Genomic DNA, 25,286 nt, shown 5'->3' on the forward strand with positions numbered 1-25,286 from the left:
TGGCGCGCACGGCAAAGGACCACTCAAGGAGCAATAATGGTTCTTCGCATTTCCCTGGCACTGACCGTGCTGTTTGTCCTGATCGGCGCCTTGCTGCCGGACCTGTTCGGCCGGGCGACCGGCGCGCTGCTCACGCTGACCATCGAGCGTTTCGGCTGGTTCTACCTGCTGGCCGTGTTCGGTTTCCTGCTGTTCACCATCTACCTCGCGTTCAGCCGCTTCGCGCAACTGCGCCTGGGCGGCGAGGACGCCGAGCCCGAATTCTCGCGCGGCACCTGGTTCGCCATGCTGTTCTCGGCCGGCATGGGGATCGGCCTGGTGTTCTGGGGCGTCGCCGAGCCGCTGTCGCACTTCGTCTCGCCCTCGCGCGGCGTCGCCGCGTCGACGCCGGAGGCAGCACGCATGGCGATGCATGCGTCGTTCTTCCACTGGGGCTTGCACCCGTGGGCGATCTATAGCGTGATGGGCCTCGCACTCGCCTACTTCAAGTTCAACCGCGGCGCGCCCGGCCTGATCAGCGCGGTGTTCCGCCCGCTGCTCGGGCGCCGCGTCGACGGCCCGCTGGGCTACGCGATCGACACGCTGGCGGTGCTAACCACCGCCTTCGGCGTCGCCACGTCGCTGGGCTTCGGCGCGCTGCAGATCGAGTCGGGGCTCGCCTACCTGTGGGGCGTGCCGCAGAACGGCTGGACCACCTTCTGGGTGGTCGCCGGCGCGACCGTGCTGTTCGTGCTCTCCTCGCTGACCGGCCTCACCCGCGGCATCCGCGTCCTGTCCAACCTCAACCTGTGGCTGGCCGTCTGCCTGTTGCTGCTGTTGCTGGTGCTGGGGCCGACCGGCTTCATCTTCGAGATTTTCACCACCACGCTGGGCGACTACCTGGACGATCTGATCGCGCAGAGCCTGCGCCTGACGCCGTACTCGCAGAACGGCTGGGTCGCCGGCTGGACGCTGTTCTACTGGGCGTGGTGGATCACCTGGGCGCCGTTCGTCGGCATGTTCATCGCGCGCGTCTCGCGCGGGCGCACCATCCGCGAGTTCGTGGTCGGCGTGCTCTTGGTGCCGACGCTGGCGAGCTTCGCGTGGTTTGCGGTGTTCGGCGGCAGCGGGTTGTGGCTGCAGCTGTTCGGCTCGGTCGACCTGGCCGCCGCGGTCGGCGACAACACGGCGACCGCGCTCTACCACCTGTTCGACGCGATGCCAGGCGGCGCCCTGCTCTCGACGGTGGCGATGCTGTTGGTGCTGAGCTTCTTCGTCACCTCGGCCGACTCGGCGACCTTCGTGCTGGGCATGCTCTCGTCCGGCGGTAGCCTCAACCCGTCCGCACGGGTCAAGGTGACGTGGGGCGTGCTGGTCGCCGCCATCGCGCTGATCCTGCTCGCCAGCGGTGGGCTCAAGGCGCTGCAGAGCATGGCGATCGTCACCGCCTTGCCGTTCTCGCTGATCATGGTCGGCATGTGCGTGTCGCTGTACCGGGCGCTGTCGGCCGAGGCGCGCGCGCTCTACCGCCACCAGCGCGAGATCGCGCACGAGGTCGAGCGGCTGATGGCCGCGCGCGGGGCCGGCCGCGACTGATGCGCGGTGGCGGCTTTGGTGCGATCATGGGCGCCTTAGCCTAGGAGCGCACCATGGACGCATACGAACTCGATCCGGTCGACGTCAGGGTGTTGGGCTGCCTCGTCGAAAAACAGGCGCTCACCCCTGACAACTACCCGCTGACCCGCGCGAGCCTGCTGGCCGCGTGCAACCAGAGCACCAGCCGCGAACCGGTGATGAGCCTCGGCGAGGCCGAGCTGTCCGCCTCGCTCGACCGCCTGCTCGCGCGCCGCCTGATCGGCGAGCGGATGCCGGCCGGCAGCCGCGTCGCCAAGTACGAGCACCGGCTCGGCTACGAGTGGAACGTCGACGGCGCGAAGCTCGCCGCGCTCGCGCTCCTGATGCTGCGCGGCGCGCAGACGCCGGCCGAGATCCGCGCACGCGCCGGGCGCATCCACACCTTCGCCAGCGCCGACGTGGTCGAGACCGCGCTTTCGGCGCTCGCCGACAAGTACCCGCCGCTGGTCGTGCACCTGCCGCGCCAGGCCGGCGAGCGCGAGGCGCGCTGGGCGCACCTGCTGTGCGGCGAGCCCGTCGCCGAAACCGCGGCCAGCGCGGTGCCGGACGCCGGTTGCGACGCGATCGTGGTCGGGCTGACCGGCCGCGTCGCCGCGCTGGAAGCCGAAGTGGCCGCGCTCAAGGCGCGCGTCGCCGAACTGGAGGGCGCGCTCGTCCGCGACTGAGCGCCGCCTTGCACCGAGACGGCCGCCTGCGCGGCCGTCGCCGTTTTCAACCTCCGTACCCATAAGGAAAACCCATGTCCCGTTCCCTGATTGTTGCCGCCCTGCTGGCGGTCGCTGCCGGTGCCAACGCCGGTGACCTGACCGTCGCCGGCACCGAGCACGGCGGCTTTATCAGCCGCACGCCGACCGGCTTCGGCCCCGGCATCACCCTCGACTACCTGCAGACCGACCGCCACCAGGACGCCAAGGCCGGCGGCGTCGGCCTCACCTTCGGCCTGCCGGTGCCGTTCGCCCGCATCGACGTGGGCGCCAAGGCGATGTGGCTCGACGCCTACGGCGACGCCACCGCCGGGATGGTCGGCGGCCGCGTCAGCGTCGACCTGCCGCTGTCGCTGGAAGGCTTCGTACAGGGCTACTGGGCGCCGGATGCGGCCGCCAGCGGCAGTGTGCACAAGGTGAGCGACGCGATGGCCGGCCTGCGCTGGAAGCCGCTGCCGCTGGTCGGCGTCGAGGCCGGCTGGCGCGAGTTCAAGGTCGAGCGCAACGACGCGCGCCGCGACGCCAAGCTCGCCGACGGCGCCTACGTCGGCGTCAGCGTCGGCTTCTAAGCCTGCCCACGACCGGCCGCGCCTCCCGCGCAGCCGCGTTTGCGTCTGGCCTTGCCAAGGCTCACGGGCTCGCAGGCCGGTGCCAGGCGCGGCGGCCCCCGCCGCATCATGTAGAATCGGGTTTTGTTTCACGCAAGGCCCCGACCCATGCCCGCCGACCTTCTCGCCGGACTCAACCCCGAACAACTGCGTGCCGTCACCTGGCCGGCCAAGAGCGCGCTGGTGCTCGCCGGCGCCGGCAGCGGCAAAACGCGGGTGCTGACCACGCGCATCGCGTGGCTCTTGTCGACCGGGCAGGCGAGCCCGGCGTCCATCCTGGCGGTGACCTTCACCAACAAGGCCGCGCGCGAGATGCAGACCCGCCTGTCGGCCATGCTGCCCGTCAACACTCGGCAGATGTGGATCGGCACCTTCCACGGCCTTTGCAACCGCCTGCTGCGCGTGCATTACCGCGACGCCGGCCTGCCGCAGACCTTCCAGATCATGGACTCGGGCGAGCAGCTCTCCGCCGTCAAGCGCCTCATCAAGCAGCTCGAACTGTCCGACGAGAAGTTCCCGCCCAAGAACGTGGTCGGCTTCATCAACAGCAACAAGGAAGCCGGCTACCGCGCCGACAAGGTGCAGGCGATCGACCCGTACACCCGCAAGCTCGCCGAGATCTTCGCCGCCTACGACGCGCAGTGCCAGCGCGAGGGCGTGGTCGACTTCGCCGAGCTGCTGCTGTGCGCGTACGAACTGCTCAGCCGAAACGAGGCGCTGGCGACCCACTACCGCGAGCGTTTCCGCCATGTGCTGGTCGACGAGTTCCAGGACACCAACCGCCTGCAGTATGCGTGGCTGAAGCTGCTGGCCGGCCGCGACAACGCGCTGTTCGCCGTCGGCGACGACGACCAGAGCATCTACGCGTTCCGCGGCGCCGAGGTGGGCAACATGAAATCGCTGCTCGCCGACTACGGCGTCGAGGCGCCGGTGCGCCTCGAGCAGAACTACCGTTCGGCCGGCAACATCCTCGCCGCCGCCAACGCGCTGATCGAGCAGAACGACGGCCGGCTGGGCAAGAACCTGTGGACCGACGCCGGCGAAGGCGAGCCGATCCGCCTGTACGAGGCGTTTTCCGACAACGAGGAGGCCGAATTCGTCTGCGACGAGGTGAGGGCGCTTGCGCGCGACGGCTGGGACCTGTCCGACCTCGCGGTGCTGTACCGCTCGAACGCGCAGTCGCGCGCGCTCGAGCACGCGCTGGTCAACGCCGGCATCGCCTACCGCATCTACGGCGGCCTGCGCTTCTTCGAGCGCCAGGAGATCAAGCACGCGCTGGCGTACTTGCGCCTGGTGTCCAGCCCGGATGACGACAACGCCCTGCTGCGCGTGATCAACGTGCCGGCGCGCAAGATCGGCGCGCGCTCGGTCGAGCAGTTGCAGGCGGCGAGCCGCGAGCAGGGCGTGACCCTGTGGCAGGCGGCGTGCGCGGGCGGCGCCGGCCGCGGCGCGGTGGCTGGCTTCGTGATGCTGATAGAAAGCTTGCGCGCCGAGCGCGACCGCCTGAACCTCGCCGAGATGATCAGCCTGGTCATCGACCGCTCGGGGCTGCGCGAGATGTACGAGGCGGACCGCAAGGACGGCGAGGAGCGCCTGGCCAACCTCGACGAACTGATCAACGCGGCGACCGGCTTTGTCGCCGACGAGCCGGGCATGGAAGTGGTCGAATTCCTGACCGCGGCGAGCCTGGAGGCGGGCGAGCACCAGGCCGAGGCCGGCGAGGACGCGCTGCAGCTGATGACGGTGCACGCGGCCAAGGGGCTGGAGTTCGGCGGCGTGTTCGTCACCGGGCTGGAAGAGGGCCTGTTCCCGCACGAGAACAGCCTGTCCGACCGCAAGGGGCTGCAGGAAGAGCGCCGGCTGATGTACGTGGCGATCACCCGCGCGCGGCGCCGCCTGTACCTCAGCTGCGCGCAAAGCCGCATGCTGCACGGCCAGAGCCGCTTCCCGATCCGCTCGCGCTTCGTCGACGAGCTGCCGCCGGCACTGATCCACACGTTGTCCGCGCCCAAGCCGGCGCCGGCCGCGCGGCAGGCTGCGTGGCTCAACGAGACGCCGGCGTGGGCGAAGGCGAAGCCCGCCGCCGCCGGCGGCTTCTCGATCGGCCAGAGCGTCAGCCACGCCAAGTTCGGGCTGGGCGTCGTCGTCAACGCCGAGGGCGGTGGCGACGAGGTGCGCGTGCAGGTGAACTTCGCCGAGCACGGACTCAAGTGGCTCGACCTGCGCTATGCCAAACTGAGCGCGTGTTAAGCGCCAGGAGACACCGATGCGCAGCTCATCCCCGTCGACCTCGTTCCAGACGCTGACCGGCGGCCGCACGGCCCCGTCCGGCGCCGAGGAAGCGAATCCCTACCGCAACAAGCTGTTCCTGGTGATCGACAGCGTGCCCGAGATGCAGCGGGCGCTGGCGATGACGCTCGCGAGCTTCGGCGCCGAGCGCGTCGAGTACGCCGGCCGCGCGTCGGACGCGCTGGCCAAGCTCGGCCACTACGACTTCGACGTGGTGCTGTGCGACTACGACCTGGGCAAGGGCTACGACGGGCTCTACCTGTTCGAGGAGGCGCGCGCGCGCAACCTGATCAAGCAGTCCTGCGTGTTCATGGTGGTGACCGGCGAGCGGCGCGCACAGCGGGTGATCTCGGCGGCCGAGCTCGCGCCGGACGACTACCTGCTCAAGCCGTTCACCGGCGAGGAGCTGCGCGTGCGCCTCGAGCGCGCGCTGCGCCGGCGCGAGGCGTTCCGCGTGGTTGACGACGCGATCATGCGCTTCGAGTACATGGAGGCGATCGCCGGCTGCGAGCGCGAGACCGCCGCGCGCAGCGAGTTCTCGCTCGACTTCATGCGCCTGAAGGGCAGCCTCTGCCTGAAGATCGGCGACTGGGAGCGCGCGCGGACGCTCTACATGTCGGTGCTGCAGCTCAAGCCGGTGACCTGGGCCAAGCTGGGCCTGGGTAAGGCGCTGACCGGCCTCAAGCAGTACGACGAGGCGAGGCTGCTGTTCGAGGAGGTGCTGCGCGACAACGACCGGGTGATGGAAGCGTACGACTGGCTGGCGAAGATCGCGCTGGCCAACCACGACGGCGAGGCGGCGCAGGGCGTGCTCGCCACCGCGACCCGCCTCTCGCCGGTGGTGGTGCGCCGCCAGAAGCAGCTCTCCGAAGTCGCGCTCGCCAACGGCGACCTGGAGGCGGCCGAAACCGCGTGCACGGCGACGCTCGAGCTGGCCCGCTACAGCTGGCACCGGGACCCCGCGCTGTACGCGACGCTGGCGCGCGTGCAGATTGCGCGCGGCGACAAGGCCGGCGCCTCCCGCACGCTGGGCTCCCTGCGCCGCGACTACAAGTACGACAAGGCGGGCGAGTGGATGGCCGACGTGGTCGACAGCCAGCTGCAGCGCGCGCAGGGCAACCAGCGGCGCGCCGAGCAGCTGATCGCGCAGGCCGGCGACAGCCTGCCCAAGCTGGAAGGCGAGGTTGGCAACGACGCGCTGCTCGAATACGTACGCACCTGCTACCAGCAGGGGCGCAACGAGGCGGCCGACGAGGTGGTGAAGAAACTGGTGCGCAACCACCACGACGACGAGGCGCTGCTCGGCCGGCTAGGCGGCATGTTCGACGAGGTCGGCCGCGCCGAGGCGGGCCGAGAGCTGATCGCCAGCAACGTCGAGAACGTGGTCGGCCTCAACAACGCGGCGGTGCGCGCCGCACACGGCGGCCACTTCGACGAGGCGATCGCGCTGTTCGCGCGCGCGCACGCCGACCTGCCGGACAACCTGCAGGTGATGCTCAATATGTGCAACGCGATCATGGCGCAACTGGTGCGCCAGGGCTGGCACGAGAGCCACGCGCGCAACGCGCACGCGCTGTTGCAGAAGGTGCGGAGCCTCGCGCCGGACAACGGCAAGTTCCAGAAGCTGCTGCAGGGCTGGAACGCCCTGATGGCGCAGCAGGGCCGGCGCGAGTGGGTGGTGTGAGCTACTGCGCGGGCGCTCCCGGCAGCAGCGCCGCCTGCTGCAGCGTCTGGCCGAGCGTCTTCGCGTAGGACTGCGCGGACGCGGCGACCGACGAGGGGTCGAACGCCTGCATGTCGCCCGACCACAACAGGCGGCGGCTCTTCACGTCCCACAGCGAAGTCTGGGTGTCGGCGAGTTGGTAGCTTTGCAGCGTCGGCACCGACCACGGCCCCTGGTAGAAACCGTACCAGCCCCACATCGGCCCCGGCCCCCATACCGGCTGGTCGACCACCCGGTAATCCGTCTTCAGCGGCATCAGCCGCACCAGCAACAGCGACTGCGCCTGGCTGTCGGCCAGCGCCTTCTCCAGCACCGGTTCCGGCAGCGGCCCGCCGCTAGATGGCAGCAGCGACCACGCCGGCGTCGCGTTGACCCCCCGCGTGTTCATTTCCTGCGCGACGGTGTCCTCGAACACGCGCCGCTCGGTGGGGCTGCCGCCGACGGCGAGCACCACCGCGCTCCTGACCGGGCCGCCGGTGTAGCTGGGGTCGCGCCACTGGCTCTGCACGGTGGTCTGTGTCGCGCACGCGGCAAGGGTGGCGGCGAGCACGCCGGCTGCCGCCAATCGGCTGGGTTTCCACATGGTCCTGTCTCCACAAACGCGCGCCGTCTGCGCGCCACCCATGCAGTATGGGCGAGGGTGTGGCCATCAGCATGCCATCAAAGCAAAAACCCCCGCGCGAGGCGGGGGTGGGCTTCCGGCACAGGGCAGGGCGCGCTTACTTCGGGATCGAGCCTTCGACGCCCTTGACGTACCAGTTCATGGTGTCGACGCCCTTCTGCGGCAGCACCTGGCCGGCGGCGACCATAGTCTTGCCGGCCTGGTCGACGATCGGGCCGGTGAAGCTGTGGAACTTGCCGGCGGCGAACTGCGCCTTCTTGGCGTCGAACTTGGCGAGCAGCGGTTTGGGTACGGCCGGGTTGACCGATACCACGTCGACCATGCCGTCCTTCACGCCCCAGTCCACGCTGTCCGACTTCCAGTTGTTGGCCAGTACCGCCTTGGCGGTACGGGTGTAGTAGCCGCCCCAGTTGATCACCGACGCCGCCAGCTGCGATTTCGGGCCGAACTTCTTCATGTCGGTATCCCAGCCGAACGCGTACTTGCCCTTCTCCTGCGCGGTCTGCACGATCGCCGGCGAGTCGGTGTTCTGCGCCAGCACGTCGGCGCCCTGCGCGATCAGCGTCTCGGCGGCCTGGCGTTCCTTGGCCGGGTCGTACCAACTGTTCACCCACACCACCTTGGTCTTGATCTTCGGGTTCACGCTCTGCGCGCCCAGCGTGTACGCGTTGATGTTGCGGATCACTTCCGGGATCGGGAAGGAGCCGACGAAGCCCAGCGTATCGCTCTTGGTCATGCCGCCGGCGATCACGCCCATCAGGTAGGAACCCTCGTAGGTCTTCGGGTTGTAGATGGCGACGTTCTTCGCCGTCTTGTAGCCGGTGGCGTGCGCGAACTTCACCTGCGGGAAGGCCTGCGCGACCTTCTGCGTCTGGTTCATGTAGCCGAACGAGGTGGTGAAGATCAGCTTGTTGCCGGCGGCGGCGAGCTGGCGGATCACGCGCTCGGCGTCGGCGCCTTCGGGCACGCTCTCGACGTAGGTGCTCTTGATCTGGCCGGGCAGCGCCTTTTCCATTTCCTTGCGGCCGAGGTCGTGCGCGTGGGTCCAGCCGGCGTCGCCGACCGGGCCGACATAGACAAAGCCGACCTTCAGCGGTTCGGCGGCGAGGGCGGGCGCGGCGAGGGTGCCGGCAATGATGGACGCGATAAGGGTACGGCGGGACAGCATCGGGGGTCTCCTGGGAGTGGTGGTAAACCTCTGAACGAGCAAATGCCGTGCCATCCGCCATCGGTCGCGGCAGAAGATGACCATCGGGTAAGGACGCGCGCCGGCGTCGGCATTATAAACCTCATTGTCAAACAAATGTTTGGTGGAAAATGCCAAAGGATTTAACATTGCGCCTTGAGTCACGCCGGCCCGGCCGGATCCGAAAGTGGAGTACCCGATCATGACTGCGCCTCCCGCCCCGCCGCGCCTGTCGCTTTCCGGCATCAGCAAGCGCTACCCCTCGGTCGTCGCCAACGACGACGTCCACCTCGACATCGCGCCGGGCGAGATCCACGCGGTGCTGGGCGAGAACGGCGCCGGCAAGAGCACCCTGATGAAGATCATCTACGGCGTCACCCGCCCGGACAGCGGCGAGATCCGCTGGGAGGGCAAGCGGGTGCGCATCGACAGCCCGGCCGCCGCGCGCGCGCTGGGCATCGGCATGGTGTTCCAGCATTTTTCCCTGTTCGAGACGCTGACCGTCAGCGAGAACGTTGCGCTGGCCACCGGCCTGCCGTCGGCGGGGCTGTCCGAGCGCATCCGCGAGGTGTCGACCCGCTACGGGCTGCCGATCGACCCGGAGCGGCTGGTGCACAGCCTGTCGGTCGGCGAGCGCCAGCGCGTCGAGATCGTGCGCTGCCTGTTGCAGTCGCCGCGCCTGTTGATCATGGACGAGCCGACCTCGGTGCTGACGCCGCAGGCGGTGCGCCAGCTGTTCGCCACCTTGCGCCAGCTTGCCGCCGAGGGCTGCTCGATCCTCTACATCAGCCACAAGCTCGACGAGATCCGCGAGCTGTGCGAACGCGCGACCGTGCTCAGGCAGGGCCGGGTCAGCGGCGAGGCCGACCCGCGGGTGGAGAGTAACGACAGTCTGGCGCGGCTGATGATAGGCAGCGAGCTGCCGTCGTGCCCGCTGCCGCCGGGCACGCCCGGTGAGGTGCGCCTCAAGCTGGACGCAGTGTCCGCGCAGAGCGAAGACCCGTTCGGTACCGCGCTTGATGGCGTGTCGCTGGAAGTGAAGGGCGGCGAGATCTTCGGCATCGCTGGTATCTCGGGCAACGGCCAGCAGGAATTGTTGCGGGTGCTCTCCGGCGAGACGCTCAGCGCGAAGGCGGGGGACGTGCGTATTGCCGGGGTCGAGGCCGGCCGGCTGGGGCCGGCGGCGCGGCGCGCGCTGGGGCTGGGGCTGGGGTTCGTCCCCGAGGAGCGGCTCGGCCGCGGCGCGGTGCCCGCGCTGAGCCTCGCCGACAACGCGCTGCTCACCGGCGGGCGCGGCGCGGGCCTCACCAAGGGGCCGTGGATACTGCGCGGCAAGGTGGACGCGTTCGCGCGCGAGATCATCGCGCGCTTCAAGGTGAAGACGCCCGACGAGACGGCCGCCGCGCAGAGCCTGTCCGGCGGCAACCTGCAGAAATTCATCATCGGCCGCGAGGTGCTGCTCTCGCCGGCGGTGATGGTCGCCGCGCAGCCGACCTGGGGCGTCGACGTCGGCGCCGCCGCGCTGATCCGTGGCGCGCTGGTCGATCTGCGCGCCAAGGGCGCGGCGGTGCTGGTGATCTCGGAGGAGCTCGACGAGTTGTTCGAGATCTGCGACCGCATCGCGGTGCTTGCCGACGGCCGGCTGTCGCCGTCGGTGCCGACGCGCGAGGCCAGCGTCGAGCTGATCGGCCGCTGGATGAGCGGCGATTTTACGGAGGTGGGTCATGTTCAAGCTTGAAGCGCGCCCGGCGCCGTCCGCGCTGATGCGCGTCGCCTCGCCGCTCTTTGCCGCGCTGGCGATGGCGCTGACCGGCGCGCTGTTGTTCTGGGCGCTCGGAGCGCCGGTCGGCAAGGCGTTTTACGCGTTTTTCGTGCAGCCGCTCACCACGGCCTACGGCGTCGGCGAATGGCTGCTCAAGGCGACGCCGTTGTTGCTGTGCGCGCTGGGGCTGGTGATCGCCTACCGCGCCAATGTGTGGAATATCGGCGCCGAGGGGCAACTGGTGATGGGCGCGATCGCCGGCGGCGGCGTCGCGCTGGCCTTCCCCGACGCCAGCGGTCCGTGGCTGATGCCGGCGATGCTGGCCGCCGGCGTGCTGGGCGGCATGGCGTGGGCGGCGGTGCCGGCCTTCCTGCGCACGCGTTTTCACACCAACGAGATCCTGGTCAGCCTGATGCTGGTCTACGTGGCCGGCCTGTTGCTGCGCTACCTGGTCGGCGGCCCGTGGCGCGACCCGGACGGCTTCAACTTCCCGCAGTCGAGGATGTTCGGCGAGGCGGCGATCCTGCCGCTGCTGCACCCCGAGATGCGGGTGACGGTGGTCGCGCTACTCGCGCTGGTGCTCACCGCCTGCGTGTGGCTGTTCCTCGCCCGTACCTGGCTGGGTTTCCGGCTGACCGTGGCCGGGCAGGCGCCGGCGGCCGCGCTGTACGCGGGCTTCGGCCAGAGGCGCAACGTCTGGATCGCGCTGCTCGCCTCCGGCGGCTTTGCCGGGCTTGCCGGGGTGGCCGAGGTGGCCGGGCCGCTCGGCCAGTTGCAGCCCTCGGTGTCGCCGGGCTACGGCTTCGCGGCGATCATCGTCGCCTTCGTCGGCCGCCTGTCGGCGCCGGGCGCGCTGCTGGGCGCGCTCCTGATGTCGCTGCTCTTTATCGGCGGCGAGACCGCGCAGATGGAATTGGGCCTGCCCGCGGCGATCACCGGCCTGTTTCAGGGGCTGCTGCTCTTCTACCTGTTGGCGGCCGACCTGTTCGTCAACTACCGGCTCAGCAGGGTACGCCCTGCGGCCACCCCCGCCCTCCAGGAGTCCACGCGATGAACGAAGCGTTCGTGATCGCCCTCGTGTTGTCGACCGCCGCCGCGGCGACGCCGCTGATCCTCGCCGCGCTGGGCGAGCTGGTCGTCGAGCGCTCGGGCGTGCTCAACCTCGGCGTCGAGGGCATGATGCTCGCCGGCGCGGTCAGCGCGTTCGCGGTGACCACCCACACCGGCAGCGCGGCCGCCGGCTTCGCCGCCGGCATGGGCGCGGGGCTCGCGCTCTCCGCGCTGTTCGCGCTGTTGACGCTCGGCCTGATGACCAACCAGGTCGCCACCGGCCTCGCGCTGACGCTGTTCGGCGTCGGCCTGTCGGCGTTCGCCGGCCAGCCCTTCGTCGGGCAGGTGGTGTCGGCCGGCGTACCGCGCGTGCTGGGGCTGGACCTGGTCGCGTGGGCCGCCATCGCCCTGTGTCCGCTGCTGTGGCTGTTCTTGCAGAAGACCCGCGCCGGCCTCCTGCTGCGCGCGGTCGGCGAGCGCCCCGAAGTGGCGGATGCGATCGGCTTTGCGGTGCGCCCTATCCGCCTCGCGGCGGTGCTGTTCGGCGGCGCTTTGGCCGGCCTTGCCGGCGCCTACCTGTCGCTCGTCAACACGCCGATGTGGGCGGAGGGGATGACCGCCGGGCGCGGCTGGATCGCGCTGGCGCTGGTGGTGTTCGCGACCTGGCGGCCGCTGCGGGTGCTCGCCGGCGCGTGGCTGTTCGGCGGCATGACGGTGCTGCAGCTGCATACGCAGGCGCTGGGGCTCGCCATCCCGTCCGAGTTCCTGTCGATGCTGCCTTACCTCGCGACCGTGCTGGTGCTGGTGCTGATCTGCCGCGACCCGCGCACCATCCTGCTCAACCAGCCGCTGTCGCTGGGCAAGCCCTACCACCCGGACCGCTAGGCGTCCGTCGCGCCGAACGGCCGGGAAAGGCGTGGACCTTGCGCTTTCCCGGCCGTTTTGCCTTGTCTCGTCCCCGCCTGCGGGGGCGTGGGCCCGCTCCGGGCGGCAATCCGCCGCCCGCTCATTCATACTGGATGTCACGGGAAGTCTTGGGAGGCAGATTGGATGTCTGGGTGGCTGGGCTGGATGATCGTCGCGCTCGACGCGCTGCTGGTGCTGGCGGTGGTGCTGCGGGTGGTCGCCACCCGCCACCCGCCCGGCTCCAGCTTCGCGTGGATCCTGGTGACGCTGGCGCTGCCGTTCGCCGGCTTCCTGCTCTACCTCTTGGTCGGCGAACACTCGATCGGCCGTGCGCGGCGCGCGCGGCTCTCGGCTTTCGCCGAACGCTTCGGCGGCTGGCGCCTGCCGCCGCCGACCGTCCCACACGACAGCGGCCCGCATTTCCCGGTGCTCTCGACGCTGGCGAACCGGCTGACCGCGCTGCCGGCCAGCGGCGGCAACCGCCTGCGCTTGATCGCCGACACCCACACCGTGCTCGCCCAACTGGCCGACGACATCGCCCGCGCCGAGGTCGGCGTCGACCTCGCCTTCTATATCTGGAACGCCGGCGGCGACGCCGACCATGTCGAGGCTGCGCTGATTGCCACCGCCTTGCGCGGCGTGCCGTGCCGGGTGCTGCTCGACGCGATCGGCGCCAAGCGCTACCTCGCCTCCGAAGGCGCAGCGCGGCTGCGGGCGGCGGGGGTGAGGCTGGAGGCGGCGATGACGGTGCGCGCGTGGCAACTGCCCTTCGTGCGCGGCGACCTGCGGCTGCACCGCAAGATCGCGCTGATCGACGGGCGTATCGGCTACACCGGCAGCCTAAATCTGGTCGACCCGCGCTACTTCAAGCAGGACGCCGGCGTCGGCGAGTGGGTCGACGCGATGGCGCGCATCGAGGGGCCGGTGCTCGACGCGCTCGCCGCGGTATTCGCCTACGACTGGATGCTGCAGACCGGCGAGCCGCCATCGCGTGCGGTGCGTGCGACCGGCGCCGTCGCGTGGCCGGGGGCGAGCGCGCAGGTGGTGCCGTCCGGGCCGGGGACCGAGCGCAGCGCCAACCTCAGGCTGATCGTCGAGGCGGTCAACCAAGCGCGCCGGCAGATCCTGCTGACCACGCCTTACTTCGTGCCGGGCGAGGCGCTGGCGCTGGCGCTGCAGAACGCGGCGCTGCGCGGGGTGTCGGTACGGCTGCTGGTGCCCGCGCGCAACGATTCGCGGCTGGTGCAGTACGCGAGCCGCTGGTATTTCGAGCCCTTGCTGGAATGCGGGGTGGAGATCCTGCTCTACCGGGGCGGCCTGCTGCACACCAAGAGCATCACCATCGACGGCGAGCTCGCGCTGTTCGGTACGGTCAACCTCGACACGCGCAGCCTGCACCTGAACTTCGAGCTGATGCTGCTCTTGCACGATGCGGCGTTCAGCGCCGCGCTGGTCGCGCTGCAGCAGGCGTACGAGGATCAGGCCGACGCGGTCGACGCGAGGCGCTGGCGCGCGCGCAGCTTGCGCGAGCGGATGAAGGAGGGGGTGGCCAATCTGGTGTCGCCGCTGCTGTAGTTGGGGCGGCTGAGCCGCCCGCACAGAGTCATTTGGCCGATGTGGCAGCGGAGACCGGGGTGGCTTGCATCTGGGTGGACAGAGGTACGCTAGGCGTTTCCGGCGCGCGAGATGGATTGCGTGCCTCCGCCTCCAGCTTGGCACGAATTTCCATTTCTATGCGCAGCTTTTTCTCGATTTCGGCGCGCAGGCGTTGCTCTTCGTCGTGCTTCTGGTCGGCCATCTGGGCGCTGACTTCGGGCAGTTCTTTTTCGATGGCGGCAAACATGCGGGCGTAGAAGTCCTTGTCCTTGATGGTTTCCCCACGCTCCTTGGTCAAGGAAGAAACGGTGCCTGTCGGAATCGGAATGCTCAGGCCAAAGCCCAGGCCGATACTGGTCATCTGCTTGGCTTCGGTCGATTTCATGCTTACTTCTTGTGCCGCGATCCAGGCATCGCTGACCCGCCCGTTGCCCATCGCGATGCCGGACAGCGTCAGCAGGGTGTTGATATTGCCGTCCTGATACTGTTTGGAGACCACGAGCGCCGTGGTCTCTTCGCTTTCCTTTTCGATGGCAAAGCCTTGCCGTAGCGCGATGCGCTTCATGGCTTGGTAAACCACGTCCTTGGATGCGTTGAAGCGATGGTCAAACGGGCCCTTCTCGCTGAAGTTTTCCTTCTGGAACGCGTATTTGGTCGCGCATCCGGACAGGGCAAAGACTGTCAGCAGGGAGAGTAGCAGTGGGTGGCGAAGGATGGAGGACATGATTGCAAGCCAATTTAGCTCAAATCATGATGTAAGCATATAAAAAATTATATGGCAATACCTACCGAATTCAATGTCCCAATACATCTTCACACGGTGCTACCGCGTTGCCCAGAAGCGCAAGTACGCTGTCCGGTGAGGATAAATGCTTCTTGAAGAGGCGGTGCGTTTACAGGAGCGGCAGGCTGTCGCGCAGGTCGGCCAGCGTCTGCTGGCTCTTGGTCAGCAAGTTGGCGAGCGCGTCGCCGATCTGTCCGTCCTGCACGCTCTGCTGCAGCATGCTGACGGCCAGCTGCTCGCAGCGCACGAGGTCGGGCAGCGCTTCGATCAGGCTTTGAAGCGAGTAGTCCATTGCGGGTACTTCCTGAAAAAGCGGTTGATTATGTTCCGGCTGCGGCTTTCAAGTGTTGATCTGGCGCAAATTGCGGCGAATGGCGGCCAAAGGCGGTGCGCCAGTCGGCCAGCGCCATCCCGCGTTCCTGCCGGCTGCGCCTCGCCGAACACCGCGTACGGGGTCGACAGCAGGAAGCTGCTGATGCGGTCGAAGACGACCACGGCGGTGGCGGGGGCGGGCATGGCGGGCCTGGGCTTTAGGGCTGGGCCGCCTATTTGGCCCGATCCCGCCTTTTTTTGTCAATCAGGCCACGCCGCGCCGGCCTACGCTTGGGCAGTTACCCCTGCCTGATGGAGCGCAAACATGGCACAAGCCCCGAAACGCGCGTTGCTGGTGATCGACGTGCAGAACGAGTACGTCACCGGCAACCTGAAGATCGAGTACCCGCCGCTCGACGTTTCCCTGCCGAATATCGTGCGCGCGATGGACGCGGCCCAGGCTGCCGGCATCCCGATCGTGATGGTCCAGCAGTTCTTCCCCGCCGGCTTCCCGGTCTTCGCCCGCGACAGCGAAGGCGCCAAGCTGCATGACTCGGTCGCCGGCAAGCACTGGGACCATCTGGTCGAAAAGGAACTGGCCAGCGTGCTGACGCCCGACACCGGGCTTGCCGCGTGGCTGACCAAGCACGGCATCGACACCGTCACCGTGGTCGGCTACATGACGCACAACTGTGACGACTCGACGGTGCGCATGCTGCAGCACGCGGGCTGGAAGGCCGAACTGCTGCACGACGCGGCCGGTTCGCTGCCCTACCGCAACGCGGTCGGCGAGGCGAGCGCCGAGGAGATCCACCGCGTGTTCACCGTGGTCGCGCATACCGCGTTCGCCGCCGTGGTGTCGACCGACGCGTGGATCGCGGCGGTGGCCGCCGGCGAGGCGCTCGAGATGGACAACGTGTTCTTCTCCAACCAGCGCGCGCTGGGCAAACTGTAGGCCGGCGGCCGGGGCCGCCCGCGGCGGCTTCGGCCACGCCCGGCGACGGAGGTGCAGCAAGATGGCAGGCGGAGGCAGGCGGGTACTGGTGATCTTCGTGTTGTCGAACCTGCTGTGGGGGATCGCCTTACTGACCCCGTGGTTGCCGCTGCGGCTGCACGAAAAGGTGATCGTCAGCGCGGTATGTGCGACGCTGGGCGAAATCGCGTTCTGGGTCTTCGTGTCGATGGTGGGCAAGGAGGCCGCCCAGCGCTACCGGCGTTACCTGAGCATCGGCTACTGGCGCGAAAGGTGGTTCGGGCAGCGCCCCGCCGGCTAGGCGCCGCAAAATCGGATTGTGCGAGCCCTCGTCAGAAGACGACCGAGCGGTCGCGGCCGGCCTGTTTGGCCCGGTAAAGCGCGCTGTCCGCGCGTTTGAGCAGCGTCGCTGCGCTGTCACCCGGCCCGAGGCTGGCGATGCCGGCGCTGCAGCGCACCGGGCAGGGGCTGGCTGCGAGTTCGGGCAGGGCATGGCGGATGCGCTCGGCGACCTGCAAGGCGGTTTCCGCCTGCGCGCCCGGTAGCAGGCACAGGAACTCCTCGCCGCCCAGCCTCGCGACCGTATCGCTCTGCCGGCAGGTTCGGCGCATGATTTCGGCAAAGCCCTGCAACACCAGATCGCCCGCGTCGTGGCCGTGGGTGTCGTTGATTGCCTTGAAGTGGTCGAGGTCGAACATGATCACGCTCAGACTGTCCAGACACCCCAGCTCCGCCTGTGTAATCAATGCCTGCAGGCGCAGTGTGGCGTCACGCCGGTTGGCGAGCCCCGTCAGTTCGTCGGTCAGGCTGAGCGTGCGCGCCTGCTCGTGGGCCTGGACCAACTGCTCGAATTGCTGGCTGAGGCTCTGGTGTTCGGATTTCTGCCCGGTGATGTCGACGATCATGCCGACCAGCCCGAGCGGTTGCTGCTGCGTGTCAGATATCCCCCGGCTCCAGTACAGCGCGGTGCGTGCCTCGCCGCCTGGCAGGCCGAAGGCCTTTTCATGGGTGGCGGTACCAGCCGTTTGCAACATCGCGGCGTCTTCTTGCTGGTAGGCCTCGCGCTCCGCCGGGGGGAGGTATTCGAGGTCGAGGACGGACTTCCCCAGGTAGTCATCCCGCTGGATGCCGAAAAATGCCTCGTAGGCCCGGTTGAAAAACACGAAGCGCAGCGACGCGTCCTTGGCGAAGATCGGCGCGGGCAGCGCGTCCATCATTTCGCGTAAATAAGTGAGTTCGCGGTTTGCGCTGGCGTGCGCGAGACGTGCCGCTTCCAGTTGTAACTGGCAATCGCGTAGCGCCTGCCTCAACTGCGTATGCTCGTCAGCGAGGCTCGCATCTAGCCCCGCTTCGGCATGTGCAGACTCCATGGTTGATGTGTCCTTGTGCGTGGCTGGGATGATCTGAATTTAGATAGTTCTTTATTGCTATGTTAATTGCTTAAGAAGGTGTCTGGCAAGCCTTGGCGGGGTCTTGGCTGCGCTCGATGCTGCCTCGCGAGCGCAGGGTGGGTGGCAGGCTCAGCGGCCGGGCAAGACAGGCGGTGGCCTGTTTTGGCGCGTGAGGATGGCGGTCTTGCCCGCGTGCCGTTTCAGTCGTTAGCCATATTGCGGAGCAAGGCGCCGACGCCGACGATCGCCGCGCCGGCGACCAGGCCGTTCAGCAGCGGGTTGTCGTCGTCGTGCTCGCGCCAGAAGCGCTCGCGCCTGTCCTGCCGGATCTCGCGCCGCACTTCACGGCGGGCTTCGCGCCGTTCGCGGTTCACCTCCCGGTAACCCTCGCGGATTTCGCGCCGCGCGCACGCGCTGGTGGTGCAGCGGCGCAGCTCGCGTCTGGCCTCGAGTTTTTCGCGGAACACTTCGCCGCGTCCTTCACGGATCTCCTGACGGATTTCGTAACGGCTGGCCAGCGCGCTGTCGGTCAGCAGCAGCGTCGGCAGCAGCAAGAGGGCGAGCAGGGTGGGCCGGGCTTTCATGAGCCGCTCCCGCCGCTGCGCTGGCGGAACTGCTTGACGCGCTCTTCGTAGCGCTGGAGCACCTGTTTGCATTCGTCGGCCTTGATGCTGGTCGACGTGCCATAGCCGAAGGCCGCCGCGTAGAGGAAGGCGCGGTCGCCGCCGAGCAGGCGGTTGATCTCTGCGTTCAGGTCCAGCGCCTCGCGCTGCAACGTCGGCCGCTGCGCGTCGGTCACGCAGCCTAAGGCCAAGCCGGTCAGGTAGCCGAAGCGCTTCAGCCCCTGGTCGATTTCGTCTTCGTTGTCGATTTGCACGGTCGTGGGCGGTGCGGCACTGGCGGCGGGCGGTGCGGCCTGTGCCAGCGCAGCCGGCACGGGCAGGGCCAGCGCGAGCGTCAGCAGGCAGGCGCCAAATAGAGGGCGTGGCATGCAAGATCCTTTCAGGCAGGGCGAGTGGAATTCACCTTTAGCATAGGGAATCAGGCAATGCGTCCCCGCCGACATGTACGGCGGCGCTCTGCGGATGCCAGCGCCAAAGACAACGCCCGGCCTGAGGCCGGGCGTGTGCGCAGGGGGCAGAGGCGCGCTTAGCGTGCCCAGCGCGCGGCTGCCTCGGCGACGCGCGCGCCGAACAGACGTGCGGTTTCCAGGTCGCCCGGCAGCATCTCGTCGACGCCGGCGTCGGACGGGCTTTGCGCCATCGCGCCGGAGAAGGAGCCGACGTAGTTGACGTCGTTGCGCCCGGCGGCTTTGCTGTTGCTCGGCATCATGCCGGTGCCGACCCACAGGCCGCTGTGCTGCATCGCCAGCGTCATCATGTAGTGCAGTGTCGAGTGCTTGTCGCCGTTCATCGTCGCGCTGTTGGTGAAGCCGGCGAACAGCTTGTCCTTCCACTGCTGGCCGAACCACGGTTTGGACGAGGCGTCGGCGAATTTCTTGAACTGCCAGCTGACGCTGCCCATATAGGTCGGGCTGCCGAAGATGATCGCGTCGGCGGCGGCGAGCGCCTCCCAGCCGCCGTCAGGCAGGTTGCCTTCGGCGTCGATCGCGAGCAGGCGGGCGCCGGCGCCCTCGGCGACGCTTTGCGCCATGCGTTGGGTGTGGCCGTAGCCGGAATGGTAAACGACGACAATGTCAGCCATGTGTGGACGCTCCTTGCAGGGATAACGGTAAGGGTCGGCACCGGCAAGGCGCCGCGACGCTTTGCATGATAGGCAGGCGGCTGCCAGTACGATATGCGCGGCGCGCAATTCACTGTCCCGTTTCAGGCGACAGTCATGCCGTGCAAGGGGCGGGAGGGGGCGCAGGCATGAAAAAACCAACCGCGGGCGGTTGGTTTTTGGGTGTCTGGTGGACCGAAAGGGGATCGAACCCTCGACCTCTGCATTGCGAACGCAGCGCTCTCCCAGCTGAGCTATCGGCCCGTCATTTTGTGTGGGCAATCGTAATACTGGGCGCGTTTTTCGGTCAAGAGGCAGCCCCGCCGGTGGCGGAGCGGGCCGCTTTACACGCGCAGCTGGCCGAACAGGTTCTTTGGGTCGGCCAGTTGCGGCACCAGTTCGATGTCGCGGCCGACGCCCTGTTCGTGCGCAGCGTGTTCCAGCGTCACGAGTGCCGAGTAGTCTTCCAGCGCGAAGCCGACCGAGTCGAACAGGGTGATGTCGGTGTCGGCGGTGCGCCCCGGCGCCCGCTCGGTCAGCACGCGCCACAACTCGGTCACGTGGAAGTCGGCCGGCATCTGCTGCAGGTCGCCCTCGATCCGCGTCTGCGGCTCGAATTCGACGAACACCTTGCTGCGTTCGAGCACGCCGGCGGCCAGTTCGGTCTTGCCCGGGCAGTCGCCGCCGACCGCGTTCAGGTGCATGCCCGGTTCGAGCAGGTCGGCGTCGAGGATGGTCGCGTACGCCTTGTCGGCGGTGATGGTGGTGACGATGTCGGCGCCGGCGACCGCCTCGCGCACGCTCGTGCACACGGTCAGCCTGAGGCCGGGGGTGTCGCCCAGGTTGTTGATCAGCTTGGCGGTGGCGGCCGGGTCGATGTCGTAGAGACGCAGCTCTTCGATGCCGACCAGGTGGTGGAAGGCCAGCGCTTGGAATTCGGCCTGCGCGCCGTTGCCGATCAGCGCCATCACCTTGCTGCCGGCGCGGGCAAGCCGGCGGGCGGCCATCGCCGAGGTCGCCGCGGTACGCAGCGCGGTGGTGACGGTCAACTCGCTCAGGAGGCGCGGCGTGCCGGTGGCGACGTCGGCGAGCACGCCGAACGCCATCACCGTCGGCAGTCCGTGGCGGGTGTTGCCCGGGTGGCCGTTCACGTACTTGAAGCTGTAGTCGTGCGCGTCGGCGACCGGCATCAGCTCGATCACACCGACCTCGCTGTGGCTGGCCATGCGCGGGCATTTGTCGAATTCTTCCCAGCGGCAGAAGTCGGCCTCGATGCGGTCGGTCAGCGTGCGCAGGAAGTGGGGCAGTCCGTGGTGGGAGACGATACGGGCGACGTCGCGGGGAGTCAGCAGCAGGGTCATGGTGGCGCTCCGTCGTGCGGTGGGGATGGCTTCATTCTGGCAACGAGCCAAGTCAGGCGGAAGCGGCAAAAGTGTGCGCGTTTCGTCAGGAAATTGGCGTTTCGCCAGTATTGTTTGGCAGAATGTCCAGCATGGACGCACTCGACCAGCAATTACTGGCCCTGCTCAGGGCCAACGCCCGCCTGCCGACGGCGACGCTCGCGCGCAAGCTCGGCGTCTCGCGCGGCACCGTCGCCAACCGCCTCGCCCGCCTCGAGGACAGCGGGGTGATCGTCGGCTACGCGCTGCAACTGCGCCCGGACGCCCGGCCGGACGAGATCCGCGCGTGGATGAGCATCGCCATCGAGGGCAACCAGACCCGGCAGGTGCTGGCCATCCTGCTGGGCGAGCCCGGCGTCAGCGCGCTGCACGACACCAATGGCCGCTGGGACCTGCTGGCCGAGCTGGTCGCGCAAAACCTTGCCGAACTTGCGCGGGTGATGGAGCGCATCCGCCTGATCAAGGGGATCAGCGCGACCGAGACGTCGATCCACCTGCAGTCGTACAAGCTCACCTAGGCTGTCTTTATAAAAATGTCACGGTGATTCGGTAGATTTGCGGAAATTCCAAGAGGACTGTCCGTGCGCCTATCCGACCCCATGCTGTGCTGCCCCGAGCTTGACGCCGTACTCGCCGGCGGCCGCCTCGACGTGCTGTTGCAACCCATCTTCACCCTCGGCAACGGCCGGCTGCTCGGTTACGAGGCGCTGGTGCGCGGACCTCGCGGCTCGCTTGTCGAATCACCACTTGAATTGTTCGCGCGAGCCGCGCACTACGGACGGCTGGCCGAGCTCGACGCGCTGTGCCGCGACTCGGTGCTGGAGGCGTTTGCCGCGCGCGTCGACGACGCGACGTTGTTCCTCAACATGACGCCGGACGGGCTGATGGCGTGGAGCGCCAACGCCGAACCGGTACTCGCGCGGATGGCCGAACTGGCGCTCCAGCCTGCGCGAGTGGTGATCGAGCTGACCGAATTTCGGCCGTCGGCCGGCTACCAGGAGCTCAAGGCGGCGATCGAGCGGCTGCGCGCGCACGGCTTCCGTCTCGCGCTGGACGACATGGGCGAGGGCTTCTCCAACCTGAGGCTGTGGTCCGAGCTCAAGCCCGAGTTCGTCAAGCTCGACAAGCATTTCGCCTACCGTCTGCATCAGGAGCCGTTCAAGGAGCAGGTGGTGCGCAGCATGGTCGAACTCGCGCGCGCGTCGCGCGCACAGCTGATCGCCGAGGGCATCGAGACCCTGCACGAATTGCGCCTCTTGCAGCGGCTGGGGGTGGGCTGCGGCCAAGGCTACCTGCTCGGCCGGCCGGCGCCGCAACCGCAGGAAGCGGGCGAAGGCTCGATGCTGTTCATGCCGCAGCAAGAGGAGGCGCCGGTGGTCGCCGGCGCGCTGTGCGCGCGCACGCTGTGCGTGGGGATCGACCCGCTGTCGCCGGCGTCGCCGAGCGAGGACGCGTACCAGCGTTTCATCGCCGACCCCGAGCTCTTCGCGATCCCGGTGGTCGAGCACGGGCAGGCGGTCGGCATCCTGCGCCGGCATGCCTTCCTGGAGAGCTTCGCCCGCCCGTTCAACCGCGAGCTGTTCGGCAAGAAACCGTGCGCGGCGCTGGCCGACCGCCAGCCGATGTGTGTCGATGCCTCGCTCGACTTGCACGAGCTGTCGGCCCGGGTCGCCGCCAGTGGCCGCAACGCGCTGATCGACGGTTTCGTCGTCACCGAGCACGGCCGCTACCTGGGGGTGGCGACCGGTTTTGACCTGATCCGCAAGATTACCGAGCTGCAGATCAGCGAAGCGCGTTACGCGAACCCGCTGACCGGGCTGCCGGGCAACGTGCCGATCACCGAGGCGGTGGCTAGCCGCTTGCAGGCGATGCGCGACTTCGTCGTCGCTTACGCCGACCTCGACCATTTCAAGCCGTTCAACGATCTGTACGGCTACAGCGAGGGCGACCGGCTGATCTGCCTGCTCGCACGCCTGCTGGTCGAGGTCTGCGACCCTCAGCTCGACTTCGTCGGCCATGTCGGCGGCGACGACTTCGTGGTGGTGATGGAGAGCGGCGATTGGCACGCGCGGCTGTCGCGGCTGCTGCCGATGTTCGAGCGCGAGGTGCGCCGCTGCTTCAGCGCCGAGCATGTGGCGGCCGGCGGCTTCCGCATCGCCGGGCGCGACGGCGAGACGCGCTTCTTCGCGCTGACGTCGGTGTCGGTCGGCGTCGTCGAGTGTACGGTGGGGCGCTACGCCAGCGGCGACGAAGTCGCGCGCGCGGCGGCCTGTGTGAAGAAGGCCGCCAAGGCTGTGCCGGGCAACAGCCTGTGGGTCGGGCAGGCGCCTTAAGCGCCGCCTGCCGCGGGGCACGGATTCGGTTACAATCGCCGCACAACAACAGGAGAATCACGATGTACCAGTCCGAATTCACCCGTTTCATCAACGGCTTCCTGCAGCAGCACCCCGAGGTCGACACCGAGCGGCGCGAACTGCGCCTGACCTGGTGGGACCGCCAGGTCGACCTCGACGCGCTCGCGCGTTACCGCGACTCGAAGGTGCCGCAAAAGCCGTACGTCTACCAGCCCGAGTAAGGGCGGGTCGACGCCAGACGCCCGACAGGGCGTCTTGTTTTTTGTGTAAGGAAGTCATGACCAGCCGTACCGTGGCGCTCGACGCGCAACTTCACGCCTACCTGCTCGACATCGGCCTGACCGAGCACCCGGTGCTCGCCGAGCTGCGCAGCTTCACCGCCGGCCACCGCCTCGCCAAGATGCAGATCGCGCCCGAGCAGGGCCAGCTGATGCGCTGGCTGCTGAAGCTCACCGGCGCGCGCCGCTACCTCGAGGTCGGCGTGTTCACCGGCTACAGCGCGTTGTCCGCCGCGCTGGCGATGGGCGAAGCGGGGCGGGTCACCGCCTGCGACGTCAGCGAGACCTTCACCGCCATCGCGCGCGAGTACTGGCAGAAGGCCGGCGTCGCCGACCGCGTCGACCTCAGGATGGGGCCGGCGCTGGATACGCTTAAGGCGCTGATCGCCGAGGGCGAGGCCGGCCGTTTTGATTTCGCCTTCATCGACGCCGACAAGCCGTCGTACCCCGCTTATCTGGACGCCTGCCACACGCTGGTACGCCCGGGCGGCATCATCGCCGTCGACAACGTGTTCCTGTCCGGCCGCGTGGTGTCGCCGCAGGCGGGCGACCCGCCGGGCGTCGCGCTGATGCACGCGTTCAACGCCGCTCTGGTGCACGACGAACGCTTCGAGATGTGCGTGGTGCCGGTGGGTGACGGCCTCACCTTGCTGACCCGCCGCTGAACTTTTGTTGCGGCGCACTTGTCTGCCCGTACTGCATCCGGAATGATTGGAACATGCTCAACCGTAAACCCCGCCGCATGATCAACCAGATGAACGTCGTGCCCTACATCGACGTGATGCTGGTGTTGCTGGTGATTTTCATGGTGACCGCGCCGATGTTCTCGCCGGGCGTGATCGAGGTGCCCAGCGTCAGCCGCGCCGCACAGGTCGACGTCTCGCCGGTCGAAGTCCGCTTCGACGGCGGCCGCTACGGCTGGGCGCTCGACGGCAAGTCGCACGACGCAGCAAGCCTCGACGCGCTGGTCGCCGCCGTCGCGCCGCTGGCCGCCGGCGGCCGCCCGGTCGCGATCTCAGCGTCGCGCGACGCCCGCTACAGCGAGGTGGTCGCCATCGCCGACCGGCTGTACCAGGCCGGCGTCAGCCGCGTCGCGCTGACCGTCCGCCAGGACGGCTGAGGCCATGGCGCACGTTTCAGGCGGCGCGCCGCGCCGCTCGCTGGTGCTGTCGGCCGGGCTACACCTGCTGGTGGCCGGCCTGCTGCTGGTGACGTTCGCGCCTGAGGTGAAGCTCACCGGCGCGCCGCCGATGTCGGTCGAGCTGATCGCCGGCGGTGGCGACGGCAAGCCGGGCGGCGCACGCCCCGCGCCGGTTGCCCCGGCCGAGCCTGCACCGCCTGCGCCCGAAGCTGCGCCCGTGCCGCAAGCGGCGCCGACGCCCGCCGTGCCGGCCCCGCCGCCGCCTGCGCCGCCCCTCGCCGACGCCAAGGTCAAGCTCGCCGACGCCAAGGCGCCGGCACTGGCCAAGCCGCAACCCGCGCCGCCCGAGCCGCCGGCCAAGCGCCCGCCAGCCAAGGCGGAGGCCGCCAAGGCCGAGCCCAAGCCCGCGCCGACCAAGGCTTCGCCAGGCAAGGCGCCAGCTGCCAAGGGCGGCAATATCGCGGACGATTTGTTGTCCGACCTGGGCGGGCCGGCCGGCCCCGGCGCCGGCAGCGTCAGCCAGAAAGGCGGCAAGCAGGGCGTGGTCGGCGGCTCGCCGAACGGCCGCGCCGGCGCCGACGCCGGCTATCTGGACCGCGTGCGCGGGCGCATCCGCCCGTACGTGGTGGTGCCGCCGGGCCTGTCCGGCAACCCGGAGGCGGTGCTCAAAGTGACGCTGCTGCCGACGCTCGAGGTGCGCCAGGTGAAGCTTATCAAGTCGAGCGGGTCGGCCGCGTACGACGACGCGGTGCAGGCCGCGGTGTGGCAGGCGCGCAGCTTCCCGCCGCTGCCTGCCGGTGCGAGCTTCGCCGACTACCGCGAATACACGTTGCGGTTCCGGCCGCGCGACTGATTGTTTGAAGGGACACGC

26 protein-coding genes and 1 tRNA gene are annotated in these 25,286 nt (G+C 68.6%); 17 read left to right on the plus strand and 10 right to left on the minus strand.

Annotation, left to right across the window (positions count from 1 at the left end; genetic code table 11):
- The first annotated feature begins 36 nt into the window (after positions 1-36).
- From E5K04_RS03345 to E5K04_RS03365, 5 genes are all read left to right on the plus strand, one after another.
- A complete protein-coding gene (locus E5K04_RS03345; protein WP_136551498.1) occupies positions 37-1,575 on the plus strand; it encodes a glycine betaine uptake BCCT transporter in 1,539 nt (512 codons plus the stop codon).
- 53 nt (positions 1,576-1,628) lie between these two features.
- Positions 1,629-2,279 carry a YceH family protein gene (locus E5K04_RS03350; protein WP_136551499.1) on the plus strand — a complete coding sequence of 217 codons (651 nt, stop codon included), beginning with the start codon at positions 1,629-1,631 and terminating at the stop codon, positions 2,277-2,279.
- A gap of 74 nt (positions 2,280-2,353) precedes the next feature.
- Positions 2,354-2,887 (plus strand): YfaZ family outer membrane protein, encoded by a 534-nt coding sequence (locus tag E5K04_RS03355; protein WP_136551500.1) that lies wholly within the window; start codon positions 2,354-2,356, stop codon positions 2,885-2,887.
- Between the two features lie 147 nt (positions 2,888-3,034).
- The gene (locus E5K04_RS03360) at positions 3,035-5,176 is read left to right on the plus strand and encodes a UvrD-helicase domain-containing protein (RefSeq protein WP_136551501.1); all 2,142 of its coding nucleotides are present in this window, start codon (positions 3,035-3,037) and stop codon (positions 5,174-5,176) included.
- Between the two features lie 16 nt (positions 5,177-5,192).
- The gene (locus E5K04_RS03365; protein ID WP_136551502.1) at positions 5,193-6,899 is read left to right on the plus strand and encodes a response regulator; all 1,707 of its coding nucleotides are present in this window, start codon (positions 5,193-5,195) and stop codon (positions 6,897-6,899) included.
- Between the two features lies 1 nt (position 6,900).
- Here the strand turns inward: E5K04_RS03365 and E5K04_RS03370 are convergent, their stop codons facing one another.
- Both E5K04_RS03370 and E5K04_RS03375 read right to left on the minus strand, forming a co-directional pair.
- On the minus strand, positions 6,901-7,521 hold the full coding sequence (locus E5K04_RS03370) for a DUF4136 domain-containing protein (protein WP_136551503.1): 621 nt from the start codon (positions 7,519-7,521) through the stop codon (positions 6,901-6,903).
- 136 nt (positions 7,522-7,657) lie between these two features.
- The gene (locus E5K04_RS03375) at positions 7,658-8,728 is read right to left on the minus strand and encodes a BMP family ABC transporter substrate-binding protein (protein WP_136551504.1); all 1,071 of its coding nucleotides are present in this window, start codon (positions 8,726-8,728) and stop codon (positions 7,658-7,660) included.
- A 220-nt stretch (positions 8,729-8,948) separates the two neighbouring features.
- On the opposite strand from E5K04_RS03375, the gene E5K04_RS03380 reads away from it, so the two are divergent.
- The 4 genes from E5K04_RS03380 (at position 8,949) to cls (ending at position 14,039) form a co-directional block, all read left to right on the plus strand.
- Entirely contained in the window at positions 8,949-10,484 is a 1,536-nt protein-coding gene (locus tag E5K04_RS03380) for an ABC transporter ATP-binding protein (RefSeq protein WP_136551505.1), read from the plus strand.
- Positions 10,471-11,562: an ABC transporter permease gene (locus tag E5K04_RS03385; protein ID WP_136551506.1), complete on the plus strand. Its 1,092-nt coding sequence runs from the start codon at positions 10,471-10,473 to the stop codon at positions 11,560-11,562. Before E5K04_RS03380 ends, E5K04_RS03385 begins: the two co-directional genes overlap by 14 nt.
- A complete protein-coding gene (locus E5K04_RS03390) occupies positions 11,559-12,443 on the plus strand; it encodes an ABC transporter permease (protein WP_136551507.1) in 885 nt (294 codons plus the stop codon). The genes E5K04_RS03385 and E5K04_RS03390 overlap by 4 nt, the downstream gene beginning before the upstream one ends.
- A 165-nt stretch (positions 12,444-12,608) precedes the next feature.
- Positions 12,609-14,039 (plus strand): cardiolipin synthase, encoded by a 1,431-nt coding sequence (cls, locus tag E5K04_RS03395; RefSeq protein ID WP_136551508.1) that lies wholly within the window; start codon positions 12,609-12,611, stop codon positions 14,037-14,039.
- A gap of 28 nt (positions 14,040-14,067) precedes the next feature.
- On the opposite strand, the gene E5K04_RS03400 is transcribed toward cls, so the two are convergent.
- Together E5K04_RS03400 and E5K04_RS03405 are read right to left on the minus strand one after the other, a co-directional pair.
- Entirely contained in the window at positions 14,068-14,784 is a 717-nt protein-coding gene (locus E5K04_RS03400) for a DUF2242 domain-containing protein (RefSeq protein WP_136551509.1), read from the minus strand.
- A gap of 169 nt (positions 14,785-14,953) precedes the next feature.
- Entirely contained in the window at positions 14,954-15,136 is a 183-nt protein-coding gene (locus E5K04_RS03405) for a hypothetical protein (RefSeq protein ID WP_136551510.1), read from the minus strand.
- 345 nt (positions 15,137-15,481) lie between these two features.
- Between E5K04_RS03405 and E5K04_RS03410 the strand changes: the two genes are divergently transcribed.
- The gene (locus E5K04_RS03410) at positions 15,482-16,111 is read left to right on the plus strand and encodes a cysteine hydrolase family protein (protein ID WP_136551511.1); all 630 of its coding nucleotides are present in this window, start codon (positions 15,482-15,484) and stop codon (positions 16,109-16,111) included.
- Positions 16,112-16,172: 61 nt separating this feature from the next.
- A complete protein-coding gene (locus E5K04_RS03415; protein WP_136551512.1) occupies positions 16,173-16,430 on the plus strand; it encodes a transporter suffix domain-containing protein in 258 nt (85 codons plus the stop codon).
- A 31-nt stretch (positions 16,431-16,461) separates the two neighbouring features.
- Here E5K04_RS03415 and E5K04_RS03420 read toward each other — a convergent pair whose 3' ends face one another.
- The 6 genes from E5K04_RS03420 to E5K04_RS03445 form a co-directional block, all read right to left on the minus strand.
- On the minus strand, positions 16,462-17,499 hold the full coding sequence (locus E5K04_RS03420) for a GGDEF domain-containing protein (protein WP_136551513.1): 1,038 nt from the start codon (positions 17,497-17,499) through the stop codon (positions 16,462-16,464).
- Positions 17,500-17,720: 221 nt separating this feature from the next.
- Positions 17,721-18,104, minus strand: coding sequence for a hypothetical protein (locus E5K04_RS03425; protein WP_136551514.1), 384 nt, complete (start codon positions 18,102-18,104; stop codon positions 17,721-17,723).
- Positions 18,101-18,511: a hypothetical protein gene (locus E5K04_RS03430; protein ID WP_136551515.1), complete on the minus strand. Its 411-nt coding sequence runs from the start codon at positions 18,509-18,511 to the stop codon at positions 18,101-18,103. The genes E5K04_RS03425 and E5K04_RS03430 overlap by 4 nt, the downstream gene beginning before the upstream one ends.
- 158 nt (positions 18,512-18,669) lie before the next feature.
- Positions 18,670-19,224, minus strand: coding sequence for a flavodoxin family protein (locus E5K04_RS03435; RefSeq protein ID WP_136551516.1), 555 nt, complete (start codon positions 19,222-19,224; stop codon positions 18,670-18,672).
- 206 nt (positions 19,225-19,430) lie between these two features.
- Positions 19,431-19,506: transfer RNA gene (locus tag E5K04_RS03440), tRNA-Ala, on the minus strand.
- A gap of 80 nt (positions 19,507-19,586) precedes the next feature.
- A complete protein-coding gene (locus E5K04_RS03445; protein WP_136551517.1) occupies positions 19,587-20,603 on the minus strand; it encodes an ornithine cyclodeaminase in 1,017 nt (338 codons plus the stop codon).
- Between the two features lie 131 nt (positions 20,604-20,734).
- On the opposite strand from E5K04_RS03445, the gene E5K04_RS03450 reads away from it, so the two are divergent.
- The 6 genes from E5K04_RS03450 to E5K04_RS03475 all read left to right on the plus strand — a co-directional run bounded on the left by E5K04_RS03450 (position 20,735) and on the right by E5K04_RS03475 (position 25,268).
- Positions 20,735-21,160 carry an Lrp/AsnC family transcriptional regulator gene (locus tag E5K04_RS03450; protein ID WP_136551518.1) on the plus strand — a complete coding sequence of 142 codons (426 nt, stop codon included), beginning with the start codon at positions 20,735-20,737 and terminating at the stop codon, positions 21,158-21,160.
- A 63-nt stretch (positions 21,161-21,223) separates the two neighbouring features.
- Positions 21,224-22,975: a GGDEF domain-containing protein gene (locus E5K04_RS03455; RefSeq protein WP_235844236.1), complete on the plus strand. Its 1,752-nt coding sequence runs from the start codon at positions 21,224-21,226 to the stop codon at positions 22,973-22,975.
- A 62-nt stretch (positions 22,976-23,037) separates the two neighbouring features.
- A complete protein-coding gene (locus tag E5K04_RS03460) occupies positions 23,038-23,217 on the plus strand; it encodes a DUF3460 family protein (RefSeq protein ID WP_136551519.1) in 180 nt (59 codons plus the stop codon).
- Positions 23,218-23,273: 56 nt separating this feature from the next.
- Positions 23,274-23,939: a class I SAM-dependent methyltransferase gene (locus tag E5K04_RS03465; protein WP_136551520.1), complete on the plus strand. Its 666-nt coding sequence runs from the start codon at positions 23,274-23,276 to the stop codon at positions 23,937-23,939.
- Positions 23,940-23,992: 53 nt separating this feature from the next.
- A complete protein-coding gene (locus E5K04_RS03470) occupies positions 23,993-24,394 on the plus strand; it encodes a biopolymer transporter ExbD (protein ID WP_136551521.1) in 402 nt (133 codons plus the stop codon).
- Between the two features lie 4 nt (positions 24,395-24,398).
- A complete protein-coding gene (locus E5K04_RS03475; RefSeq protein ID WP_136551522.1) occupies positions 24,399-25,268 on the plus strand; it encodes an energy transducer TonB in 870 nt (289 codons plus the stop codon).
- The last annotated feature ends 18 nt before the right edge of the window (positions 25,269-25,286 follow it).

It is taken from the genome of Crenobacter intestini (assembly GCF_004919095.1).
Classification (GTDB): Bacteria; Pseudomonadota; Gammaproteobacteria; order Burkholderiales; family Chromobacteriaceae; genus Craterilacuibacter; species Craterilacuibacter intestini.

What these genes read in the sequence shown, in the direction of transcription:
- E5K04_RS03345 (WP_136551498.1), top strand. Translation starts at nt 37, where the DNA reads ATGGTTCTTCGCATTTCCCTGGCACTGACCGTGCTGTTTGTCCTGATC.
- E5K04_RS03350 (WP_136551499.1), top strand. Translation starts at nt 1,629, where the DNA reads ATGGACGCATACGAACTCGATCCGGTCGACGTCAGGGTGTTGGGCTGC.
- E5K04_RS03355 (WP_136551500.1), top strand. Translation starts at nt 2,354, where the DNA reads ATGTCCCGTTCCCTGATTGTTGCCGCCCTGCTGGCGGTCGCTGCCGGT.
- E5K04_RS03360 (WP_136551501.1), top strand. Translation starts at nt 3,035, where the DNA reads ATGCCCGCCGACCTTCTCGCCGGACTCAACCCCGAACAACTGCGTGCC.
- E5K04_RS03365 (WP_136551502.1), top strand. Translation starts at nt 5,193, where the DNA reads ATGCGCAGCTCATCCCCGTCGACCTCGTTCCAGACGCTGACCGGCGGC.
- E5K04_RS03370 (WP_136551503.1), bottom strand. Translation starts at nt 7,521, where the DNA reads ATGTGGAAACCCAGCCGATTGGCGGCAGCCGGCGTGCTCGCCGCCACC.
- E5K04_RS03375 (WP_136551504.1), bottom strand. Translation starts at nt 8,728, where the DNA reads ATGCTGTCCCGCCGTACCCTTATCGCGTCCATCATTGCCGGCACCCTC.
- E5K04_RS03380 (WP_136551505.1), top strand. Translation starts at nt 8,949, where the DNA reads ATGACTGCGCCTCCCGCCCCGCCGCGCCTGTCGCTTTCCGGCATCAGC.
- E5K04_RS03385 (WP_136551506.1), top strand. Translation starts at nt 10,471, where the DNA reads ATGTTCAAGCTTGAAGCGCGCCCGGCGCCGTCCGCGCTGATGCGCGTC.
- E5K04_RS03390 (WP_136551507.1), top strand. Translation starts at nt 11,559, where the DNA reads ATGAACGAAGCGTTCGTGATCGCCCTCGTGTTGTCGACCGCCGCCGCG.
- cls (WP_136551508.1), top strand. Translation starts at nt 12,609, where the DNA reads ATGTCTGGGTGGCTGGGCTGGATGATCGTCGCGCTCGACGCGCTGCTG.
- E5K04_RS03400 (WP_136551509.1), bottom strand. Translation starts at nt 14,784, where the DNA reads ATGTCCTCCATCCTTCGCCACCCACTGCTACTCTCCCTGCTGACAGTC.
- E5K04_RS03405 (WP_136551510.1), bottom strand. Translation starts at nt 15,136, where the DNA reads ATGGACTACTCGCTTCAAAGCCTGATCGAAGCGCTGCCCGACCTCGTG.
- E5K04_RS03410 (WP_136551511.1), top strand. Translation starts at nt 15,482, where the DNA reads ATGGCACAAGCCCCGAAACGCGCGTTGCTGGTGATCGACGTGCAGAAC.
- E5K04_RS03415 (WP_136551512.1), top strand. Translation starts at nt 16,173, where the DNA reads ATGGCAGGCGGAGGCAGGCGGGTACTGGTGATCTTCGTGTTGTCGAAC.
- E5K04_RS03420 (WP_136551513.1), bottom strand. Translation starts at nt 17,499, where the DNA reads ATGGAGTCTGCACATGCCGAAGCGGGGCTAGATGCGAGCCTCGCTGAC.
- E5K04_RS03425 (WP_136551514.1), bottom strand. Translation starts at nt 18,104, where the DNA reads ATGAAAGCCCGGCCCACCCTGCTCGCCCTCTTGCTGCTGCCGACGCTG.
- E5K04_RS03430 (WP_136551515.1), bottom strand. Translation starts at nt 18,511, where the DNA reads ATGCCACGCCCTCTATTTGGCGCCTGCCTGCTGACGCTCGCGCTGGCC.
- E5K04_RS03435 (WP_136551516.1), bottom strand. Translation starts at nt 19,224, where the DNA reads ATGGCTGACATTGTCGTCGTTTACCATTCCGGCTACGGCCACACCCAA.
- E5K04_RS03445 (WP_136551517.1), bottom strand. Translation starts at nt 20,603, where the DNA reads ATGACCCTGCTGCTGACTCCCCGCGACGTCGCCCGTATCGTCTCCCAC.
- E5K04_RS03450 (WP_136551518.1), top strand. Translation starts at nt 20,735, where the DNA reads ATGGACGCACTCGACCAGCAATTACTGGCCCTGCTCAGGGCCAACGCC.
- E5K04_RS03460 (WP_136551519.1), top strand. Translation starts at nt 23,038, where the DNA reads ATGTACCAGTCCGAATTCACCCGTTTCATCAACGGCTTCCTGCAGCAG.
- E5K04_RS03465 (WP_136551520.1), top strand. Translation starts at nt 23,274, where the DNA reads ATGACCAGCCGTACCGTGGCGCTCGACGCGCAACTTCACGCCTACCTG.
- E5K04_RS03470 (WP_136551521.1), top strand. Translation starts at nt 23,993, where the DNA reads ATGCTCAACCGTAAACCCCGCCGCATGATCAACCAGATGAACGTCGTG.
- E5K04_RS03475 (WP_136551522.1), top strand. Translation starts at nt 24,399, where the DNA reads ATGGCGCACGTTTCAGGCGGCGCGCCGCGCCGCTCGCTGGTGCTGTCG.